This is a genomic window from Cupriavidus gilardii (genome assembly GCF_013347325.1).
GTDB classification, from domain to species: Bacteria; Pseudomonadota; Gammaproteobacteria; order Burkholderiales; family Burkholderiaceae; genus Cupriavidus; species Cupriavidus gilardii.
The window spans coordinates 2,910,001-2,929,921 of the sequence record NZ_CP054626.1 but is presented as its reverse complement, the minus strand read 5'-3'; the positions used below and the strand labels follow the sequence as shown (position 1 = coordinate 2,929,921).

The window sequence follows — 19,921 nt, the reverse complement described above, 5'->3', positions numbered from 1 at the left end:
TCCGCCAAGGCATCAGCATACCTTGCCTTTGTGGCGGATTCGCGTCAACCGTTTCGGGGACGTGCGGCAGGCCGCGGTGCGGGCGGTTTGCGCGTTCGCGGCGGCCGGCGGCGATCGGCATCCCATCCATCAGCGCAGCTCCGGCATCCGCTCGAGGTCGCGGGTCCAGACCACCTGGGTCGCCTGGGCGCTGCCCAGGATCGCCGCGCGCCGAACCAGCGAGACCTGCATCCGCACCGCCCGCTCGTGGCGGATCAGCCCGTAGATCAGGAAGTAGTGCGAGCGCGTCTCCAGCGCGGTGCCGACGCCGGCATCGGCCTGCGGCGCGATCGCCCGCAGCTGGGTCTGCAGGTCGCCGACGTTGTTGAAATAGGCTCGGTCGCGCTGGCGTACCAGTTCGCGGGCGCGATCGAGCGGCAGCTTGTCGATGACCGCGGCCAGCACCTCGGGATCGGCGGTGTTGGCGTTGACCGGCGTGCGGTCGGGCAGCAGGTCGACGAAGGGTTCGAGCACCGGCAGCATGTCGGGCTCGTAGCCGGGGATGGCCATCAGGTCGGCCAGGCTGTCGGGCGGCCGCGGCGCGGCGCGGCCGGCGCCGGCCCGCTCCGCCTCGAGCAGATAGCGCGCGGTCGCCTCGGCCAGCCCCTGGTTCAGCCCCAGCACGCGCAGCAGGCGCCGATAGGCCGCGAGCCCGGCCGGGTCGATGGTCACCGAGATGCCGCCGTTGGCGCCCGCGCTGGTGGTGACCAGGTTGCGCAGATTGAAGCGGGCCTGTGCATCGAGGATGCGGCCGGACAGGAACGAGGTCTCGCCGGCGCGGTCGGTGCGCAGCGCGGCGCCGAGGAAGTCAGACAGCCGCGTCTCGGCGATCGGCACCGCCCATGGCTCGCCGAGATGGTCGACGTTGGAGCGGCGCAGGTCGTCGCGCAGGATCAGCCGCGCCCAGTCGACCGCGGCACGTTCGATCCAGGCGGCCTGGGCCACCAGCCGCTGGTTCTCGACCGAGCGGATCTGCACCTGCTGGCGCCACAGCAGACCGGACACGACGACGACCGCCAGCGTGACGATCAGCAGCGCGGTGACCACGGCGGCGCCGCGGTGGCGGCCGGCTCGCGGGCGCACGGAAGGGGCGCGGAAGGTGCCGTTCATCGCGCTCATTGCCCCGTCATGCACAGCTTGTCGAAGCGGCGCGGCGTGTCGCCGTCGCCCATCCGCGCCACCACCACCAGTTCGAGCCCGCGCAGCGCGCCGGCCGGCACGCCGATCTGCGCATTGCTGGCCGGTACCGCGCTGGCCGCCCCGATCCGCAGCGCCGCGCGCAGCTCGCCGCTGGTATCGCGCCAGCCGCCCGGCTCGACCCAGGCGCGCGCGGCCAGTCCCTCCGCGTTCGGCACCAGCGGCCGCACCAGCTCGCCGCCGCCGCCGGGCTGCCGCAGCGCGATCAGGGCCGCCTGCACCCCCTGGCGGTTGTCCAGCGGCGGCGAGGCGGCGCGCACCACGGCGCCGTTCTCGACGCGGTATGCGACCACCTGCCACGCACCGGGCAGTCCCGGCTCGCGGCGATCGCGCACCAGCAGCAGCCGGCCGTCCTCGAGCTCGACCGGGCTCTGCTGCAGCGCCTCGGGGCGGGCCAGGTTCTCGCAATCGGTCTGGAACTGGCCGTACAGCAGCTTCAGCGCGTCGAGCCGCTGGTCGTGGTCGACCAGGCGTTCGCGGCCGCGCGTCATCGCGTCCAGACCTCGCCAGCCCATCACGGCCATCACCGCCAGCAGCGTGATGGCGACCAGCATCTCGATCAGCGTGAAGCCACGCGCCTCAGAGCAGGTTGCGCGTTTCATTGGGAACGATGGTGACCAGCCAGGCGAGCCGCACCGAGCGGTCTTCGGCCGACGGGTAGACCGCGATTTCGACGCGGCGGAAGGCGGGGTTCGGGGTCGGCGCGACGGTCTGCTCGCAATAGAGCGCGATGCCGCCCTGCGGGCAGGGCGCGCCGCGCGTGCCGGGTTCGGGCCAGGTCTTGGTCAGGCGCAGCGCGACCAGCTGGTTGTCGGCGCTCCAGCCGGCCAGCATGCGCTGCTGCAGCGAGCCGCCGGCCTCGATCATCGAGCCCATCGCCCGCATCGCGGCGGTCAGCGCGACCGCCAGGATCGTCAGCGCGACCAGTACCTCGATCAGCGTGAAGCCGCGCGGGCGGCGGCCGGGCGTTCCCGCACGAGGGAGGCGGGCGCGGCGGTGCGGAATCATTGCGCGCTGGCGAAATAGCGGCCGGTGCCGTCGCCGGTCACCTCGACGCGGACATTGCCGCGTACCAGCACCAGCTGCCGCGGGGCGTCGATCCATTCGCGGCCGAACACCAGCCGCGCGCCGCCCTGGCCGGCGGCGCCGGCGGTCACCGCGACCTGGTCCAGCGGCAGCCGCCACTGGCCCGGCGCGAAGACGTCGTCGAGCAGAGGCATCCAGCCCGACGGCGTCGCCTCGAGGAAGCGCCAGCCCTGCGGGTCGGCTTCCCAGGCCAGCGGCCGGGCGCGCAGCTGCGCCTCTTCCTGCGCCAGTTCGAACAGGCGGGCGACCTTCTGGCCGTCGTCGAGGATGCGGCCGCGCTCATTGGGCGTGGCGTTGATCGCCACCATCGACACCACGATGCCGGCCAGCACCATCACGACCAGCAGCTCGAGCAGCGTGAAGCCGCGTGACCGTCTGCGCGGCGGGGGCGCGGCATGCGAGCGTTGGGTGCGGTGCGGGCCGGTGGCCATGATGAAGACGGGCGTCGGCCGGCGGCGGGACCGTCAGTCCCAGTTGCCGATATCGGCGTCGTTGCCATTGCCGCCGGCCTGGCCGTCGGCGCCGAAGCTGAACACGTCGATCTCGCCGCGCACGCCCGGGTTCAGGTACTGGTACGGCTGGCCCCACGGATCGCGCGGCAGCTTTTCCAGATAGCCGCCGCCCTTCCAGTTGTTGGGGATCGGCTCGGTGGTCGGGCGGGTGACCAGCGCCGCCAGTCCCTGCTCGGTGGTCGGATAGCGGCTGTTGTCGAGGCGGTACAGCTTCAGCGCCTGCATGATCGACGAAATGTCCTGGCGCGCCGCGACGATGCGCGCTTCGTCCGGGCGGCTCATGATCTTGGGCACGACCAGTGCCGCCAGCACGCCAAGAATCACGATCACCACCATGATCTCGATCAGCGTGAAGCCGGCACGGCGGCGGCGCAGGCGGGCGGCGCCGGATTGGCTGGTTCGGGCGAGGGCGGAGCGGGACGGAGTGTTTCTGCGCATCGGGTTTTCAGGCCTAGGTTGTCGACGGAGTCGAAGCCGGCGCGGCGACCGCGTCGCGCACCGGTGGGATGGTCGTCCAGTATACCCGCGGCTTGTGACGCCTCGGTACCGGACAGGCACCGACATCGCCGCTGTCCTCGCGAGGGCGGCGGCCGTCATGCGGGCCGCAAGACAATCGACATGACGCTCTGTTACGCTTGCCGCCATCGACAACCTGCGGCGGCCCATCGCGGACCGCCCGACGCGATCTCGTGCCACTGTCCCTGCCATCCGCTTTCCGTTTCGATGCCGGCGCCGCCTGGCTGCCTCGCGTCGCCACGCTGCTGCTATTCGTCGCGCTGTGCGCGCTGGCGACGCGTTGGGTGCTGACGTTCAGCGCGATGGATACGATCCCCGTGCCCAAGACCGCCCGCGTCGCGCAGACCGAGGCGGTCGAGACCGGCGCCATCGCGACGCTGTTCGGCGGCAGCCCGCAGGCCGGCGTGCGCGACGTGCAGTTGCTCGGCGTGATCGCCGACCCGGCCGGCGGCGGGGCGGCGGTGGTGTCGATCGACAACGGTCCGCCGAAGGCGTTGCGCGCCGGCGCCGCGCTGTCGCAGCAGATCCGCCTGGTCGAGATCCGCGACCGCGCGGTCGTGATCGAACGCAATGGCGCGCGCCAGACCATCGCGCTGCCGGCCCGGCCGCTGGCGGCGCGCGGCACGCCGCCGCGCGCCACGCCGGCGCCATTGGCGACCCCGCCGTCGGGCGCGGCCGCGCCGCTGTCGACGCCGGCCACGCAGCCGGTGCCTGCCGTACCTCCCGCCGCGGCTCCCGCGGCGAATCAGCCGCCGCCCGCGACGGCGCCGAACCCCGGCATGGCGGGGCAGGTTCCGCCGCCACAGGTGCCGAATCCTGGCTTCAATCCCGGGGCCAATCCGGCTGTCAATCCCGCCGTCAATCCCGGTATCAATCCAGGCATGAACCCCGCGGTGAATCCCGGCATGAACCCGGGCATGAATCAGGGCGACGACGCGGCGATGATGTCCAAGGGCTGAATGGGCGAAGAACGACGCGAAGAAGCGGTATCCCGTGCTTCTGTATCGCGTTCGTACCACGCTGTATTGCTTCGGTATTGCGGCCGTTTACAGCCCCGAGCCGATTCTGTGAGCCGAGTAACATCCTATTAATCCGGCCAACTTCCCGCCATCGTCTGCGTTCTAATCGGTACATGGTCAATCCGACCAGTCGACCGAAACAAGGAAAACAGACATGTCACGAAACACCATCAAGCCGCGCCCTGTTCACCAGTTCCTGGCCGCTTCGGCGGTGTTCCTGGCGATCGGCGGCAGCGCGATCGCGCAGACCCAGGCGCCGGCCCCCGCCCTCCCGGGCGTGCCGCAGGCCGCCGCCTCCGCGGCCCAAGCCGGGCCGGCACACAAGGGTCACCGTGCCGACGGGCATCACCACCGTCACCATCGCCACCACGGCCACCACGGCGGCATGTCGCTGCGCGCGGCCGATACCGACCGCGACGGCGCGATCTCGAAGGCCGAGGCCGACGCGATGTTCGCCCGCGTCGATGCCAACAAGGACGGCAAGATCGACAAGGAAGAAATGCGCGCCTACCACAAGGCCCGGCACGAGCAGCACCGCCAGCAGATGCGCGAACGCTTCGACGCGCGCTTCAAGGCCGCCGACAAGGACGGCGACGGCGCGCTGAGCAAGCAGGAAGCCGAGGCCGGCATGCCGCGCATGGCGAGCCACTATGACCGTCTCGACGCGAACAAGGACGGCAAGCTGACGCGCGACGAAATCGGCGCCGGCATGCGCCAGGTCCATATGCAGCGGATGGAGCGGATGCACCGCCACCACCACGGCATCCACGGCGCACCGGGGGCTGTGGGCAACACCGGCACGCCGCCCACGCAGCCGAACAACCCGGCGGTGCCGTCGACCGAAGGCGGTTGAGCGGCCACTTCCCGGCCTCCCGCGGCAACGCGGCGAGGTCGATGCAGCGCCGACAGCAAAGCGCGCGGTCCGAAAGGGCCGCGCGCTTTGTCATTGCGCGCTGGCGCCGCGATACGACACGTCAACTCACAATAAATTGCAACCTTGTGCCCGTCTTGCTAAATTTGCGCAAAAAAATTGCTGACTGTCTTATTGCGGAGCAACAATATCGTGAGCAAGGTGGAGCTGGACAAGATCGACCGCAAGATACTCGAGGTACTGCAGACCAACGGGCGGTTGACCAATCTCGAAGTCGCGGAGCGCGTCAGCCTGTCGCCGAGCCCCTGCCTGCGGCGCATCCGCCGGCTCGAGGAGATCGGCGTGATTCGGCAGTACGCGGCGCTGCTGGAGCCGGGCAAGATCGGGCTGGGCCTGCTGGCCTACATCAACGTCCGCCTGGAGAAGCACGGCGGCGCGCCCAAGGGCAAGGCGCCGCTGGACCTGTTCCGCGCCGCCATCGCGATCTGGCCCGAGGTCGCCGCCTGCCATGCGATGACCGGCGAGATGGACCTGCTGCTGAAGGTCTATGTCGAGGACATGGACCACTTCGCCCGCTTCATGAAGGACCAGCTGCTGGCCCATCCGGCGGTGATCGACGTGCGTTCGAGCTTCGCGCTCGAATCGATCAAGGACACCACGGCGCTGCCGGTGATCGGCGGCTGAGCACGAGCACCGAGCACCCGAGCGCCGAGCACCCGCGCGCCGTCCCGCGGGCGGTTCCCAAATGAAAAACGGCGCGCCAGTCGGCGCGCCGTTTTCCTGTCGGCGGGCTGTCGATGCCGGTCAGGCCGTGCTCTTTTGCGGCATGATCGAGCGCCAGAAGCGCTGGCCGAAGCGGCGCGCGTCGCGCAGATTGCGGCGCACCACGTAGTCCAGGTCCGCCACCTGTTCGTCGATCGCCTCGGTCAGGCGGCTGACGGTATCGGCCGGCGGCAGCTCCAGGTAGGCGTCGGCCTCGCCGTACGCGTACTGGACCTTCATGCCGGCCTTCTTGGCGATGTGCATCATCGCGGCATTGCGCGACAGGCAGTGCATGTACAGCGTGCGCACATGCGTGTTGCGGCCATGGATCGCGGCGCGCTCGAACAACGCGCTGCCGATGCCGCGTCCGCGCGCGCTCTGCGACACCGACACGCCGAACTCGGCCACGCGGCCCTGGGCGTTGTCGCGCAGATTGGCGAAGTGGCCGACGCCGACCAGCTCGATATGTTCGTCGTAGACGCCGAACACCGTGTCGTGGTCGAAGTCGATGCTGTCGACATAGGCCTCGATCACATGGTCGCCCACCGACTGGCCGAAGCGGAGCAGGCGATCTTCCTCGCCGAGCGCGAGAAAATGCTTCAGCAGGCGCGAGCGATGCTGGGCTGCCAGCTCGCGCACCAGAATGGTCGGACGCTGGGCGGCCTGCGAGGCAGCGGCTGCTTTGCGAAGATCTTCGTCGGTCAGGGCACCGACGGCCTTGCTCAGTTCGAGCGGATTCACTTTCTGTTCCTTGGGCGATTCAGGGTATAAACGTCACATCGCGGCAAGCAGACTTGTCAAAGTAGACCATCCGAATGCGATTTCCTAATGGATGGGGCAAATCCTATCTTGCTGCAACGCGAAAAGTATTGTAGTGCATTTGTCAGTTTGGCGTAAGCATGGTGCGTTGCAGAGCGCGGCATGGTCCAGCTGACTTCCGTGTAACTCGTTATAAATCAAGGGCTTGCTGTTCGATGATGCGCCGCGCGGGTGTGGAAATGTTGCAACGCCACAGCGCGCCGCGGCCTCCTCGGGGATGGCGCATCGTTCCAGATACCGCCCGCTACGCACCATGCCCGCCCGACCCATCGTTGTGATCTATGCCAATGCGCGCGCCCGCCGCTCGCATGTGAACCGGCCGCTGGCCGAGGCGCTCGCCGCGCTGCCCGATGTCGAGGTGCGCGATCTCCATGCGCGCTATCCGGACTACGACATCGACGTGGTGGCCGAGCAGCGCGCGCTGTCCTGCGCCGACACTGTCGTGCTGCAATTCCCGACCTTCTGGTTCAGCGTGCCGCCGCTGCTGAAGCTATGGATGGACGAGGTGCTCGAGCGGGGCTGGGCCCACGGCCCGGGCGGCACCGCGCTGCGCGGCAAGTCCTGCCTGGTGGTGGCCAGCACGCGCGGCACCGAGGAGGACTATTCGCCGGAAGGCGTGCACCGCCATCCGCTGGCGTCGTTCCTGTTGCCGCTGGAGCAGATGGCGCTGGAATGCGGCATGACCTGGCGGCCCCCGATCGTGATTCACGATGCCTACCGGCTCGACGAGTCCGGCGTGCAGCGCGTGATCGCCGAGGTCATGGGCGCGCTCGGCCACGGCGATGCCGATGGTCCGGCAAACGCGGCCAACGCGGCAAGCACCGCCGCCAGGCTGGAGCTCGCATGAATCCGCATGATGCGTTGCGCGTGGTGCTGGTGTTCCTGGTCGCCGCGGTGGTGGCCGTGCCGCTGGCGCGCCGTTTCGGACTGGGCGCGGTGCTCGGCTATCTGCTCGCGGGCGCGGCGATCGGGCCGTGGGCGCTGCGGGTGGTCACCGACGTCGAGTCGATCCTGAGCTTCTCGGAATTCGGCGTCGTGCTGATGCTGTTCGTGATCGGCCTGGAACTGGCGCCCAGCAAGCTGTGGGCGCTGCGCCAGACCATCTTCGGCTATGGCGCGTTGCAGATGGCCGGCTGCGCGCTGCTGATCGGCGCGCTGGCCGCGGCCTTCGGCGCCAGCTGGCAAATCGCGCTGGTGGCCGGGCTCGGGCTGGCGCTGTCGTCGACCGCGATCGCGCTGGCCACGCTGGGCGAGCGCAATCTGTTCGCGACGCCGGCCGGCAAGGCGAGCTTCGGCATCCTGCTGTTCCAGGACATCGCCGCGATCCCGATGATCGCGCTGCTGCCGATGCTGACGCTCGACGGCCCCCAGCCCGCCGACGGCCAGGCATGGATCGGCGCCGTCAAGGCGGTGGCGGTGATCGCCGCGGTGGTGGTGGGCGGCCGCTACCTGGTCCGTCCGGCGCTGCGCTTCATCGCCCGCACCGGCATGCGCGAGATGTTCACCGCGTTCGCGCTGCTGCTGGTGGTCGGCATCGCCGCGATGATGGAAGCGGTCGGCATGTCGATGGCGCTCGGCACCTTCCTGGCCGGCGTGCTGCTTGCCGATTCGGAATACCGCCACGCGCTCGAGGCCGACATCGAACCCTTCAAGGGGCTGCTGCTGGGGTTGTTCTTCATGGCGGTCGGCATGTCGATCGACTTCGGCGTGATGGCGCAGCAGCCGTGGCAGGTGCTGGGGATGGTCGCCGCCGTGGTCGGCGCCAAGGTGCTGGTGCTGCGGCTGCTGGCGCCGCGCTTCGAGATCGCGCGCGGCCAGCGGCTGCTGTTCGCGCTGCTGATCTCGCAGGCCGGCGAGTTCGCCTTCGTCGTGTTCGGCGTGGCGCGCTCCGCCGGCCTGCTGCCGGAGGACGTGGCCGCGCTGCTGGTGCTGGTGGTGGCGCTGTCGATGGTGACCACGCCGTTGCTGCTGCTGGCCTACGACCAGATCGTCGCGCCGCGGGCCGGCAAGCTGCGCCAGCGGGCGGACGAGACCATCGAGCCGCAGGACAACCCGGTGCTGATCGCCGGCTTCGGGCGCTTCGGCCAGATCGTCGGGCGCCTGCTGTATGCGCAGGGCATCGGCGTGACGGTGCTCGACCACGACCCCGACCAGATCGATTTCCTGCGGCAGTTCGGCTTCAAGGTCTTCTATGGCGATGCGACGCGAATGGACCTGCTCGAAGCCGCGGGCGCGGCAAAGGCGAAGATCCTGGTGGTCGCCGTCGACGGCATGGACGAGAGCCTGGCGCTGATCGACCGCGTGCGCCAGCGCTTTCCGCATCTGCGGATCTACGCGCGCGCCCGCCATGTGTCGCACGTCTATCTGCTGAAGGACCGCGGCGTCGAACTGTTCGAGCGCGAGATGTTCGAGGGCTCGCTGATGCTGGGCCGGCGCGTGCTCGAAGGCCTGGGGCTGGACCCGGCCGAGGCGCGCGCGGCCGCGATGAAATTCCGCCGCCACAACATCGCCGCGATCGACCGCTTCTACCCGCACTACACCGACCAGAAGACGATGGTGTCGCTGGCGCGGCAGGCGCGCGACGAGCTCGAGGAGATGTTCAGGCAGGACCGCGAGCAGCGGCGCCGGCGCGAGGAGGCCGAGTGGTCGTGATCCGGCACCGGGGGCGCCGCGCCCCGCCGCCCCGGTTGCGGCCCGGGTTACGACGACAGCTTCAGGCCGACGATGCCGGCCAGCACCAGGCCGGCGCTGAACAGCCGCCAGAAGCTGGCCGATTCGCCGAACAGCAGGATGCCGACCGCGAACGAGCCGACTGCGCCGATGCCGGTCCAGACCGCATAAGCGGTGCCGAGCGGCAGCGCGCGCATCGCGAGCGACAGCAGCCAGAAGCTGACCACCATCGTGACGATGGTGAAAGCCGATGGCCACAGGCGGGAAAAACCTTCGGAGTATTTGAGGCCGGTGGCCCAGGCGATTTCGGTGAGGCCGGCGAGCAGAACGTAGAGCCAGGGCATGATGGGCTGCGATGGTGTCGAGGCATCGGGGCCGTCCCCGGTTGGTCGGGCGCCGCGCGATTCGAATCGAAGCCGAAGGGCTTGCCGCGGCGGCGCGGGGTCGTCCCCGGCGCAGGCGGCATTCTAGCGTGGCAACGCCGCGATGTCAGGGACGCGCGTGTCCCGGCAGCCCGCCCGCCAGCAGCTCGATCACCATCTCGGCGAAGTCGGCATAGGACAGCTTGCCGCCCGGCTTGAGCCAGGTGAAGGTCCAGTTGATCATGCCGAACACCGTCATCGTCAGCGCGGTCTGGTTCTCGCGCGTGACCCGCTCCGGGTACGCGCGCCGCAACTGGCGCGAGAACGCCGCGACCACATCGCGCTCGCGCTTCAGGATGATGTCGCGCTGCTCGGACGCGAGGAACTTGACGTCGTTGATCAGCGCGATATGCCGGGTCTGCGAGGTCTCGTACTCGGCCAGGAAGGCTCGGATCAGGTTGGCGAAGCTGTCGCGCTCGCTGTGGCCCTGGCGCTCCGCCTCGGCCTCGACCTCGGTGACGATCAGCATCAGCCGGCGCGTGTAGCGATCGAGCAGGTCGAACAGGATCGCTTCCTTGCTCTCGTAGTAGTGGTACAGGCGCGCCTTCGAGGTGCCGCAGGCCGCGGCCAGGTCGGCCATCGACGTGCTCGGATAGCTGCTGGCGGCAAACGCCGCCGCGGCCAGTTCGAGGATCTGCTCGCGTTGGGCCTCGAAGTCGGGCGCCTTGGTACGGGCCATCAGGAATCGGCCGCCAGATTGCGCCGCAGCTCGCAGCTTTGCAGCGAATCGGCATTGCCCCGCAGCACCATCTGGCCGGCGCCGATCAGTTCGCGGCAGCGCCAGAACACGAACCAGTCGCTGGCCAGCAGCCCTTCGATCGCGCCCATCACGCTGCCGACCACCTGGGCCGCCGGTGTCCATTCGAGCGGCGCGCGCTCCAGGATCACCTCGTCGACCGTGTGGTAGGCCGCGGGCACCAGCGTATTGCCCTTCCACAGCCGCACGTCGGCGTTTTCCTTGACGTTCTGCTGCCACTCGTAGCCGAGCCGGCCCAGGCGCAGCACCGAGACCGGCGCGATGGTGGAAAAGCGGCGCGCCAGCCGGGCGGCCGGATACATGCCGATCGCGGTCAGGTTGCCCTGGGTGGTGCCGTCGAGCTCGCGGCTGTCCATCGCGACCTCGTTGATCCGCTGCGGGCTCTGGTACAGGTGGAATACGACCCGGCGCAGCATCAGCTGGTCGGAGGCGCTCTGGCCGTGCCAGATCGCGACCTCGGGCTCGCTCTGGCGCAGGCCCTGCAGCTGGTCGAGCGCCTGGCGCATCTCCGCGGCGAAGTCGATCTCGCTGTGCGGGGCCACGCGCTGCCAGAAGCCGGAGCGGATCAGGCCGCTGCTGTCCACGTCGGCGATCGGGCCGACGGCCAGGTCGTCGCGCAGTACGACGACGGGGTCCGGACGGGCGGCTTGCGCCAGCGCCTGGCGCAGCGTGTTGCCCGCCATGTCACCGTTGACGACGTGGATGTATTGCATGGCCGTGATTGTATATGGAGAAGACGGCTCAACAGCACCGCGCATGCCCGGCGGCCAGGACTGGCGCGGTAGGCGGGCCAGCGGCGCGGGCGTCCGTTCCGCATCCGGTCCGGCGCCCCGTGTCAGGCAGCGGCCATTTTAACCATGCATCACTGGGCGACGGCGGCGGTGCGTGCGCCCGCGCGCGCAGCGTGGCGCCGTCCCGATGCCGTCGCGATCGGCCTATCGCTCGTCGTAGCTGACCACCACCCGCTCGGTCAGCGGCCGCGCCTGGCAGGTCAGCACGAAGCCCTTGTCCATCTCCCACGGCTCGAGCGTGTAGTTCTTCTCCATCTCGACCTTGCCCTCGAGCACCTTGGCGCGGCAGGTGCAGCAGACCCCGCCCTTGCAGGCATAGGGCAGGTCCAGACCGGCTGCCAGCGCGGTGTCCAGCACGTTGGCGTCCTGCAGCGGGATGCGCATCGCGTGCTGCTTGCCGTCGAGCACCACCACCAGCTGCGCGGTGCCGGCCTCGTCGGTGGTCGCCTTGACGGGCTGGCGCCGCGGCTGGGCCAACGGCACGCCGAAGCGCTCGGCGTGGATCTTGTGCGGGTCCAGCCCGGCGTCCTTCAGCGCGGCCTCGACGTCGTCGATCATCGACGCCGGGCCGCAGACGAAGGCGGCGTCGATGTCGTCGACCGGGATCAGCGTCTCGAGAAAGGCCTGCACCCGGGCACGGTCCAGCCGGCCGTGCAGCAGGTCGACTTCCTGCGGCTGGCGCGACAGCACGTGGTACAGCGTCAGGCGCGACAGGTACTGGTTCTTCAGGTCGTCCAGCGCCTCGGCAAAGATGATGCTGTCGACATTGCGGTTGCCGTACACCAGCGTGAAGCGGCTGTTCGGCTCGACCGCCAGCGTGGTCCGGATCAGCGACATCACCGGCGTGATGCCGCTGCCGGCGGCGAAGGCGACGTAGTGGCGCGCCGCCTCGGGGTCGAGCGGGACATGGAAGCGGCCGTCCGGCGTCATCACGTCGATCGTGTGGCCCGGCACCACCGCGTCGTGCAGGAAGTTCGAGAACAGCCCGTCGTCGACCCGCTTGACCGCGACGCGCAGCTCGCCGCGTTCGTCGTAGTCCTGTACGCCGCAGCAGATCGAATACGAGCGCCGCACCTGCTCGCCGTCGATCGACGTGCGCAGCGTCAGGAACTGTCCCTGCTTGAAGCGATAGGCATCGCGCAAGTCGGGCGGGACCTCGAAGGCGACCGACACGGTGTCGGCGGTTTCGGGGCGGACCTGCGCCACGCGCAGCGGATGGAACTGAGGGGTCATGGCGGCGAGGGGACGATGGGCCGCGGCACGCGGCGGACGGCCCGGTGTTCCGGTGGGCTAGTACGGTTTGAAGTAATCGAACGGTTCGCGGCAGGCCCGGCAGCGGTACAGCGCCTTGCACGCGGTCGAGCCGAACTGCGACAGCGGCTCGGTGTCTGCGCTGCCGCAATGCGGGCAGGCCACCGTGTCGGAAGCCCGGGCGCCCGTGGCGCGGTGGCGCGGCACGAAGCGCAGCGGCCGGGTATGCACGCCCGAGTCCGCACAGCGCGCCGGCGGCGCGATGCCGTAGGCGCGCAGCTTGTCGCGGCCTTCGGCGGTGATCCAGTCCGTGGTCCACGCCGGCGCCAGCACCGTGCGGATCTGCCACGGGCCCAGGTTCGCCCGGTCGAGCGCGCGGCCGATGTCCTCGGCGATCTCCGCCATCGCGGGGCAGCCTGAATAGGTGGGCGTGATTACGATCTGCAGCGCGCCGTCATCGGCGACCGCCACCTCGCGCAGGATGCCCAGATCGCGGATCGACACCACGGGGATCTCGGGATCGGGCACGGCTTCGAGCACCGTCCACGCGCGGGCCACGCGGGCGGCGTGCGCCGGCGCGTCGGCATCGGCGGGCAGCGCATGCACGCGGGTATCGGAGTGGGTCAGCGTGGCTGGCATGGGGTTCGGCCTCGAGGCGCGCGGCGTCAGGCGTTACCAGTGCGCGCCGGGATGGGCGCGCGCCAGGCTCTGCATCTGCGCCAGCAGGTAGCTCATATGCTCGGAGTGCAGGCCCTGCTTGCCGGTCGACACGAAGCCGGTGATCGGGGGCAGCGTCAGCGTGGCCTCGGCCACGGTCTGCTCGACGGTCTCCTGCCAGGCCGGCCGCAGTTGCGCGGTGGGGACCGCGATGCCCTGCGCCGCCGCTTCCTGCTCGACCGGATCCGGCGCGAAGCATTCGTTCATATAGGGCAGCAGATGGTCCAGCGCCCGCTGGGTGCGCCGATGCGATTCGTCGGTGCCGTCGCCCAGCCGCACCAGCCAGTCGGCGCCGTGATGCAGGTGGTAGCGCGCTTCCTTGATCGACTTCGAGGCGATCGCCGCCAGGCCGGCATCCCGGCTGCCTTCGAGCGCGCCCCAAAGCTCGACCATCAGCGCGCTGTACAGGAAGTTGCGCACGATGGTGACGGCGTAGTCGCGGTCCGACGAGGCGGTGCCGGCCAGCGGCCCGCTGTGCGGCAGCTCCAGCAGCGTCCAGTTGCGGAATTCGCGCTCGCCGCGCCAGTAGGCGTAGTCGTCCTCATGGCGCGCCCGGCCGGTCAGCTCGGCCTCCAGTTCGCCGGCGCGCGCATAGAGCAGGCGCGCCTGGCCGATCAGGTCCAGGCTGATATTGGCCAGCGCGATGTCTTCTTCCAGCACCGGGCCGTGGCCGCACCACTCGGCGTTGCGCTGGCCGAGGATCAGCGCGTTGTCGGCCAGGCGCAGCACGTACTGCCAGCCGGCGGTGCGCGCCAGCGGCAGGTTGGACAGCAGTGAGGGAGTGGGACTGAGCGTGGCGGTCATGCGCGGCCCTTGTTACATATGGTTGACTTCATCGGGCAGCTGATAGAAGGTCGGATGCCGGTAGATCTTGTCGGCCATCGGGTCGAACAGCTCCGCCTTCTCGTCGGGCACGCTGGCGGTGATCGCCGACGACGGCACCACCCAGATCGACACGCCTTCCTGGCGCCGTGTATAGACGTCGCGCGCCATGCGCAGCGCCTGGTGCGCGTCGGCCGCGTGCAGGCTGCCGCAATGCTTGTGTTCCAGGCCCTGCTTGCTGCGGACGAACACTTCCCACAGCGGCCATTCCTTTTGCGTCATCTTGGTGGTCTCCTGTCGGGCGGCTTGCTGGAGCGCTCGGGCTCAGGCCGCTGCGCGGTCTTGGGCCGCCTCGCGCTGCGCCACCTTGGCGGCGTGGGCCAGCGCGGCCTCGCGTACCCACGCGCCGTCCTCGTGCGCCTTGACGCGCGTCGCCAGACGTTCGCGGTTGCATGGGCCGTCGCCGTTGATGACCCGCCAGAACTCGTCCCAGTCCAGCGGGCTGTAGTCGTAGTGGCCGCGTTCCTCGTTCCAGCGCAGGCAGGGGTCCGGCAGCGTGACGCCCAGCACCTTGGCCTGCTCGACCGTCGCATCGACGAATTTGTGACGCAGATCGTCGTTGGAGATCCGCTTGATGCCCCAGGCCATGGTCTGCGCGCTGTTGGTCGACGCCACATCGGGCGGGCCGAACATCATCAGCACCGGAAACCACCAGCGGTTGACCGCATCCTGCACCATCTCGCGCTGCGCGTCCGTGCCGCGCATCATCGCCAGCAGCGCGTCGAAGCCCTGGCGCTGGTGGAACGACTCTTCCTTGCAGATGCGGATCATCGCCCGCGCATACGGACCGTAGGAGCAGCGGCACAGCGGGATCTGGTTCATGATCGCGGCGCCGTCGACCAGCCAGCCGATCACGCCGACGTCGGCCCAGGTCAGCGTCGGGTAGTTGAAGATCGACGAATACTTGGCCTTGCCGCGATGCAGGGCGTCGACCATCTCGTCGCGCGAAGTGCCCAGCGTCTCGGCCGCCGAATACAGATAGAGGCCGTGGCCGCCTTCGTCCTGCACCTTGGCCAGCAGGATCGCCTTGCGCTTGAGCGACGGCGCGCGCGTGATCCAGTTGCCCTCGGGCAGCATGCCGATGATTTCGGAATGCGCGTGCTGGGAAATCTGGCGGACCAGCGTCTTGCGATAGGCCGCCGGCATCCAGTCCTGCGGCTCGATCTTGCCGTCCGCGGCCAGGCGCGCGTCGAACGCGGCCTGCGCCTCGGCATCGTCGATGGGGCTCGCGCCTTCGCTGGCCGGGCGCTGCGTGTCGGCCGGCAGCGGCTGTTGGGGCAGATCCAGGCTTTGGGTGTACATAGCGCCTCCTCTGGCGGGTCCCGGCCGTGCGTAGGCCGGGCGGTAGGAAGCATTATATATAAACCGACCGTTCGGTCAATTAATTGGCGGACGTGCCGGGATCGCGCCGGTTTGGGCCCGCAATCAGGATTCGGGAACGAAGCGCACGTGCCCGCTGCGCAGCACGATGTTGCGCGAACGGGTCATCTCGAACAGCGACTGCGCGATGCTTTCGATGCGCGGCCGATGATCGGTGAACGCGCGTACCAGGTCTTCCTCGCGCGGCGAGCGCGCGCCGAAATGCGACTCCAGCGCTTCGGCGGTGATCGAATAACGGGACGGTTGACCGTTGACGGTGGCGGGACACGACAGCGTCAGGCTGGCTGCGCAGTAGGTGGGGACGCTGCTGGGAAACAGGATCTCAGGCATGGCGTGCCTCGGCCGAAAGAGACGGGGGTCACGACCATTCTAGGATATCGGGCGGCACACGCCAGCCGGGCGCCTCGGCCGCCGGCGGCTCCATGCTCACGCTCGCGCCGAGCCTCCGGGAGCGAGCGCCCGCTTACTTCTTCGCGCCGCGGCCTGCTGCATTGCAGCAACGTTCCACCAGCCCAGGCAGGCTGCTTTCGTTCGGGCGCAGCAAGATGTGGACGAAAAAAAACCCGCGCAGGTTGTGCGCGGGCTGGAATCCACCGAGGTGGTGGAGGAGACAGACTTCACTATACGCGGCTTGTTGCGACGCACCAAGGCTCGCATAGGAAAAAGGCATCGGTGAGCCCGATTCGCCCCAGTTTCGTTGCATCGACGCAACGGTTATCTGTCCCCGAGCGAGGGCAACCCAGGTCATCCATGGAAGAAGAGGTAGGCAATGCCGATGGCGGCGGCCAGCCCGACCGCGTCCGCAAACAGCGCGCAGCCCAGCGCGTGCCGAGTACGACGCACATTGACGCTGCCGAAATAGACGGCCAGCACATAGAAGGTGGTTTCGGTCGATCCTTGGATGATCGCCGCCAGCTTGCCCTGGAAGGAGTCGACGCCGTAGGTCGTCATCACGTCGACCATCAGGCCGCGGGCCCCGGCGCCGGACAGTATCTTCATCAGGCCGACCGGCAGCGCCGGCACGAAGTCGGTGTTCAGTCCGAGGCCCGCAATGCCGGCCGCCAGCGCCTGCATCAGCCAGTCCATGCCGCCGCTGGCGCGGAACAGCCCGATCGCGACGAGGATCGCGACCAGATAAGGAATGATCTGCACCGCCACGCCGAAGCCTTCCTTGGCACCGTCGACGAAGGCCTCGTAGACGTTGACCCGCCGCACCGCTCCGCACAGCAGGAACAGCACGATCAGGCCAAGGATGAAGATGCTGCCCGCCAGGGCGGTCACGGTGTCGACCTGGGGCGCCGGCGCGTGGCGCAGCCAGACGGCCAGACCGCCTAGCGCGGCCACGATGGCCACCAGCGTGCCGAGGATGGCGGGTTTGAACAGATTGAGCCGCTGGGTCCACGCCACCGCGACCAGTCCGGCCAGGCAGGACACGCCGGTTGCCAGCAGCGTCGGCAGGAAGATGTCGGCGGCATTGAAGCCGACCAGCCCTTGCTTCAGCGCGACCGCCTGCCGCATGGCGATCACCGAGGTCGGAATCAGCGTCAGCCCCGCCGTATTAAGCACGATGAACATGATCTGCGCATCGGTCGCGGTGTCGGGCTTGTCGTTCAGCGTCTGCAGCTCCCGCATCGCGTTCAGGCCGAGCGGCGTCGCGGCGTTGTCGAGCCCCAGCATATTGGCCGAAACGTTCATCATCATCGCGCCCTGCGCAGGATGGCCTTGCGGCACCCCGGGGAACAGGTGACGCAGTACCGGATTGACCACGCGCGCAAAGCCCTGCACCACGCCGCCACGCTCGCCGATCCGCATGATGCCGAGCCACAGCGCCATGATGCCGGCCAGGCTCAACGAGATCTCGAAGGCAGTGCGGGCGCTGTCGAACAGGCTCGCCAGCATGGCCGGAAAGATCGCGGTATCGCCATGCGCCAGCCGCACGCAGCCGATGGCAAAGGCGGACAGGAAAAAGGACAGCCAGACCAGGTTCAATGCCATGGGCGTGGTGGCAAATTTGCGGGCGGACGGGACAGAACGGACGCACGGCTCCGGGGTGGGGCCGCAAGGATGGGCGCGTGTCGCGCAAGGCGCCTATCATAGCGCGCCGCTTGCCGAGACCTGTGGCGCGGCGGCCTCTTCAATCGGTCGGTGGCTAGACAGCCTGGGCAAGGGCCGCGCCCCGCCTGGCCAGCAGCTTGCGCAGGATCGAGCGGTGGCAGCGCTGTTCGTCCTCGCAATAGCAGCCGATCGCGAAATCGGTCTGGTGCGACAGCGCGGCCAGCAGGTCCAGCGTGCGGCTGGCCTCCGGCTCCGCCATCTCGGCCTGAAAGCGCCGTTCGAAATGGCGCCAGGCCTTGTCGTCCTGGTCTTGCTGCGCGTGCCTGGCCTCGGCAACGAGTTCCGCAGAGGGCGACAGCAGCGGGAACCAGACATCGTAGTAGTCCCGGCTCGCGTATTCGCCGCGCGGCACGCCGCGGGGCGGCCTGCGCACGGTGCCGATGCGCAGGCCCTCGCCGGCGCTGCGTGGGGTTCCGAGCCTGACGATGTGGACGGCCATGGCGGGCGCTCCTGTCTTGGCGATGCGTGCGGTGCGGGCGGCCGGCGCGGCGGCGGGTAACGAAGACCCGCCCGCCGCCACGGCATCGACGAAGTGTCAGGCAGTCGCGGCCGGCTCGAGCCCCAGTTCGCGGATCATCGCTTCCCGCATCACGAACTTCTGCACCTTGCCGGTGACCGTCATCGGCATGTCGTCGACGAAACGAACATAACGCGGGATCTTGTAGTGGGCAATCTGGTCGCGGCAGAACTCCCGGATCTCGTCCTCGGTCGCGCTCTGCCCGGGTTTGAGCACGATCCACGCGCACAGCTCCTCGCCATACTTCGGATCGGGCACGCCGAATACCTGCACTGCCTGCACCTTCGGATGGCGGAACAGGAATTCCTCGATCTCGCGCGGGTAGAGGTTCTCGCCACCGCGGATCACCATGTCCTTGACCCGGCCGACGATATTGCAATAGCCCTGCTCGTCGAGCGTCGCCAGGTCGCCGGTATGCATCCAGCCGTCGCGGATCGCCTCGCGCGTGCGCGCGTCATCCTCCCAATAGCCCAGCATCACCGAATAGCCGCGGGTGCACAGCTCGCCGGTGGCGCCGACCGGCACGACCTGTCCGGTTTCGTCGACGATCTTGCACTGCAGATGCGGCTGGACGCGGCCGACCGTCGCCACCCGCTTTTCCAGCGGATCGTCGGTCGCGCTCTGGAAGGAGACGGGGCTGGTCTCCGTCATGCCGTAGGCGATGGTGACTTCCGCCATATGCATGTCCTTGACCACGCGCTTCATCACCTCGATCGGGCACGGTGCGCCGGCCATGATGCCGGTGCGCAGCGAGGTGAAGTCGAAGCGGGCGAAGTCGGGATGGTCGAGCTGCGCGATGAACATCGTCGGCACCCCGTGCAGCGCGGTGCAGCGTTCGTCGTGCACCGCCTGCATGGTCGCCAGCGGGTCGAAGGCTTCGCCGGGGAAGATCATGCGCGCGCCGACGCTGACGCAGGCCAGCACCGACAGGACCATGCCGAAGCAGTGGTACAGCGGTACCGGAATGCACAGCGAATCGCGCTCGGTCAGCCGCATCGCCATCGCCACGAAGCGGCCGTTGTTGACCACGTTGTGGTGCGTCAGCGTGGCGCCCTTCGGGTTGCCGGTGGTCCCGCTGGTGAACTGGATATTGATCGGGTCGTGCGGGCCGAGCGCCGAACCGATGGCGTCCAGCCGGGCGGTATCCGGCGTGGACAGCACTTCGGCATAGCGGACCATGCCGGCGGTTTCTTCCTCGCCCATGCGCACCACCCATTGCAGCGTGGGCAGCCGTGCCGCGCGCAGCGCGCCCGGCTGGCTGGTGGCCAGTTCCGGCGCCAGTTTCTGCAGCATCTCGATATAGTTGCTCGACTTGAAGCGCGCGGCGGTGATCAGCATCCGGACACCGGCCTTGTTCAGCGCGTACTCGAGCTCGGCCAGCCGGTAGGCCGGATTGATATTGACGAGGATCGCACCGACGCGGGCGGTCGCGAACTGGGTCACCAGCCACTCCTGCCGGTTCGGCGACCAGATGCCGACGCGGTCTCCGCGCGCGATGCCGCGCTGCAGCAGGCCGGTGGCCAGGCGGTCGACCTGCTCGCTGAACTGGCGCCAGGTCCAGCGGATGCCTTGTTCGCGGAAGACGACGGCTTCCGCGT

General features: G+C 69.0%; 23 protein-coding genes (1 of these 23 cut by a window edge). 5 read left to right on the top strand and 18 right to left on the bottom strand.

Annotated elements, in window-relative coordinates; translation table 11 throughout:
• Nucleotides 1-129: 129 nt before the first annotated feature.
• From gspK to gspG, 5 genes are read right to left on the bottom strand one after another with little or no spacing between them, the layout of a single operon-like run.
• A complete protein-coding gene (gspK, locus tag FOB47_RS23415; RefSeq protein ID WP_390884882.1) occupies nucleotides 130-1,158 on the bottom strand; it encodes a type II secretion system minor pseudopilin GspK in 1,029 nt (342 codons plus the stop codon).
• Nucleotides 1,155-1,838, bottom strand: coding sequence for a PulJ/GspJ family protein (locus FOB47_RS23410; protein ID WP_053822704.1), 684 nt, complete (start codon nucleotides 1,836-1,838; stop codon nucleotides 1,155-1,157). Before FOB47_RS23410 ends, gspK begins: the two co-directional genes overlap by 4 nt.
• A complete protein-coding gene (gene gspI, locus FOB47_RS23405; RefSeq protein ID WP_053822703.1) occupies nucleotides 1,816-2,244 on the bottom strand; it encodes a type II secretion system minor pseudopilin GspI in 429 nt (142 codons plus the stop codon). The genes FOB47_RS23410 and gspI overlap by 23 nt, the downstream gene beginning before the upstream one ends.
• A complete protein-coding gene (locus FOB47_RS23400) occupies nucleotides 2,241-2,753 on the bottom strand; it encodes a GspH/FimT family pseudopilin (RefSeq protein WP_174782208.1) in 513 nt (170 codons plus the stop codon). The genes gspI and FOB47_RS23400 overlap by 4 nt, the downstream gene beginning before the upstream one ends.
• A 33-nt stretch (nucleotides 2,754-2,786) precedes the next feature.
• Nucleotides 2,787-3,170, bottom strand: a complete 384-nt coding sequence (gene gspG, locus FOB47_RS23395; RefSeq protein ID WP_231906342.1) for a type II secretion system major pseudopilin GspG — start codon at nucleotides 3,168-3,170, stop codon at nucleotides 2,787-2,789.
• Nucleotides 3,171-3,523: 353 nt separating this feature from the next.
• On the opposite strand from gspG, the gene FOB47_RS23390 reads away from it, so the two are divergent.
• The 3 genes from FOB47_RS23390 (at nucleotide 3,524) to FOB47_RS23380 (ending at nucleotide 5,924) form a co-directional block, all read left to right on the top strand.
• The gene (locus FOB47_RS23390; protein WP_226994780.1) at nucleotides 3,524-4,309 is read left to right on the top strand and encodes a type II secretion system protein N; all 786 of its coding nucleotides are present in this window, start codon (nucleotides 3,524-3,526) and stop codon (nucleotides 4,307-4,309) included.
• Between the two features lie 214 nt (nucleotides 4,310-4,523).
• The gene (locus tag FOB47_RS23385) at nucleotides 4,524-5,222 is read left to right on the top strand and encodes an EF-hand domain-containing protein (RefSeq protein WP_151023526.1); all 699 of its coding nucleotides are present in this window, start codon (nucleotides 4,524-4,526) and stop codon (nucleotides 5,220-5,222) included.
• Between the two features lie 210 nt (nucleotides 5,223-5,432).
• Nucleotides 5,433-5,924: an Lrp/AsnC family transcriptional regulator gene (locus FOB47_RS23380; protein WP_006578900.1), complete on the top strand. Its 492-nt coding sequence runs from the start codon at nucleotides 5,433-5,435 to the stop codon at nucleotides 5,922-5,924.
• A gap of 120 nt (nucleotides 5,925-6,044) precedes the next feature.
• Here the strand turns inward: FOB47_RS23380 and FOB47_RS23375 are convergent, their stop codons facing one another.
• A complete protein-coding gene (locus FOB47_RS23375) occupies nucleotides 6,045-6,743 on the bottom strand; it encodes a GNAT family N-acetyltransferase (RefSeq protein ID WP_053822700.1) in 699 nt (232 codons plus the stop codon).
• Between the two features lie 331 nt (nucleotides 6,744-7,074).
• Here FOB47_RS23375 and kefF point away from each other — a divergent pair, with 331 nt between their 5' ends.
• Both kefF and kefC read left to right on the top strand, forming a co-directional pair.
• A complete protein-coding gene (gene kefF / locus FOB47_RS23370; protein ID WP_244959373.1) occupies nucleotides 7,075-7,668 on the top strand; it encodes a glutathione-regulated potassium-efflux system oxidoreductase KefF in 594 nt (197 codons plus the stop codon).
• A complete protein-coding gene (gene kefC / locus FOB47_RS23365) occupies nucleotides 7,665-9,473 on the top strand; it encodes a glutathione-regulated potassium-efflux system protein KefC (protein WP_174782207.1) in 1,809 nt (602 codons plus the stop codon). The genes kefF and kefC overlap by 4 nt, the downstream gene beginning before the upstream one ends.
• A gap of 47 nt (nucleotides 9,474-9,520) precedes the next feature.
• Here kefC and sugE read toward each other — a convergent pair whose 3' ends face one another.
• From sugE to FOB47_RS23305, 12 genes are all read right to left on the bottom strand, one after another.
• The gene (gene sugE, locus FOB47_RS23360; protein WP_053822697.1) at nucleotides 9,521-9,835 is read right to left on the bottom strand and encodes a quaternary ammonium compound efflux SMR transporter SugE; all 315 of its coding nucleotides are present in this window, start codon (nucleotides 9,833-9,835) and stop codon (nucleotides 9,521-9,523) included.
• A gap of 145 nt (nucleotides 9,836-9,980) precedes the next feature.
• The gene (locus FOB47_RS23355) at nucleotides 9,981-10,592 is read right to left on the bottom strand and encodes a TetR/AcrR family transcriptional regulator (RefSeq protein WP_174782206.1); all 612 of its coding nucleotides are present in this window, start codon (nucleotides 10,590-10,592) and stop codon (nucleotides 9,981-9,983) included.
• A complete protein-coding gene (locus FOB47_RS23350; RefSeq protein ID WP_151023528.1) occupies nucleotides 10,592-11,383 on the bottom strand; it encodes a DUF1835 domain-containing protein in 792 nt (263 codons plus the stop codon). The genes FOB47_RS23355 and FOB47_RS23350 overlap by 1 nt, the downstream gene beginning before the upstream one ends.
• Nucleotides 11,384-11,605: 222 nt before the next feature.
• Nucleotides 11,606-12,694 carry a 1,2-phenylacetyl-CoA epoxidase subunit PaaE gene (gene paaE / locus FOB47_RS23345; RefSeq protein ID WP_174782205.1) on the bottom strand — a complete coding sequence of 363 codons (1,089 nt, stop codon included), beginning with the start codon at nucleotides 12,692-12,694 and terminating at the stop codon, nucleotides 11,606-11,608.
• A 57-nt stretch (nucleotides 12,695-12,751) separates the two neighbouring features.
• Nucleotides 12,752-13,351 carry a 1,2-phenylacetyl-CoA epoxidase subunit PaaD gene (gene paaD / locus FOB47_RS23340; protein ID WP_174782204.1) on the bottom strand — a complete coding sequence of 200 codons (600 nt, stop codon included), beginning with the start codon at nucleotides 13,349-13,351 and terminating at the stop codon, nucleotides 12,752-12,754.
• 33 nt (nucleotides 13,352-13,384) lie between these two features.
• Nucleotides 13,385-14,233, bottom strand: a complete 849-nt coding sequence (gene paaC, locus FOB47_RS23335) for a 1,2-phenylacetyl-CoA epoxidase subunit PaaC (RefSeq protein WP_244959372.1) — start codon at nucleotides 14,231-14,233, stop codon at nucleotides 13,385-13,387.
• A gap of 12 nt (nucleotides 14,234-14,245) precedes the next feature.
• Nucleotides 14,246-14,533 carry a 1,2-phenylacetyl-CoA epoxidase subunit PaaB gene (gene paaB, locus FOB47_RS23330; protein WP_006579224.1) on the bottom strand — a complete coding sequence of 96 codons (288 nt, stop codon included), beginning with the start codon at nucleotides 14,531-14,533 and terminating at the stop codon, nucleotides 14,246-14,248.
• Between the two features lie 42 nt (nucleotides 14,534-14,575).
• A complete protein-coding gene (gene paaA, locus FOB47_RS23325; protein ID WP_174782203.1) occupies nucleotides 14,576-15,613 on the bottom strand; it encodes a 1,2-phenylacetyl-CoA epoxidase subunit PaaA in 1,038 nt (345 codons plus the stop codon).
• 123 nt (nucleotides 15,614-15,736) lie between these two features.
• The gene (locus tag FOB47_RS23320; protein ID WP_053822693.1) at nucleotides 15,737-16,021 is read right to left on the bottom strand and encodes a DUF1488 family protein; all 285 of its coding nucleotides are present in this window, start codon (nucleotides 16,019-16,021) and stop codon (nucleotides 15,737-15,739) included.
• 414 nt (nucleotides 16,022-16,435) lie between these two features.
• Complete coding sequence (locus tag FOB47_RS23315; RefSeq protein WP_053822692.1) at nucleotides 16,436-17,686, bottom strand: nucleoside recognition domain-containing protein; 1,251 nt, start codon at nucleotides 17,684-17,686, stop codon at nucleotides 16,436-16,438.
• A gap of 154 nt (nucleotides 17,687-17,840) precedes the next feature.
• Entirely contained in the window at nucleotides 17,841-18,245 is a 405-nt protein-coding gene (locus FOB47_RS23310; RefSeq protein ID WP_174782202.1) for a DUF488 domain-containing protein, read from the bottom strand.
• 96 nt (nucleotides 18,246-18,341) lie between these two features.
• A protein-coding gene (locus tag FOB47_RS23305) for an AMP-binding protein (protein WP_174782201.1) crosses the window boundary here: on the bottom strand, nucleotides 18,342-19,921 show its 3' portion. 112 nt of this gene lie beyond the right edge of the window; the window shows 1,580 of its 1,692 coding nt (coding positions 113-1,692); its start codon lies off the right edge, out of view; the stop codon is at nucleotides 18,342-18,344.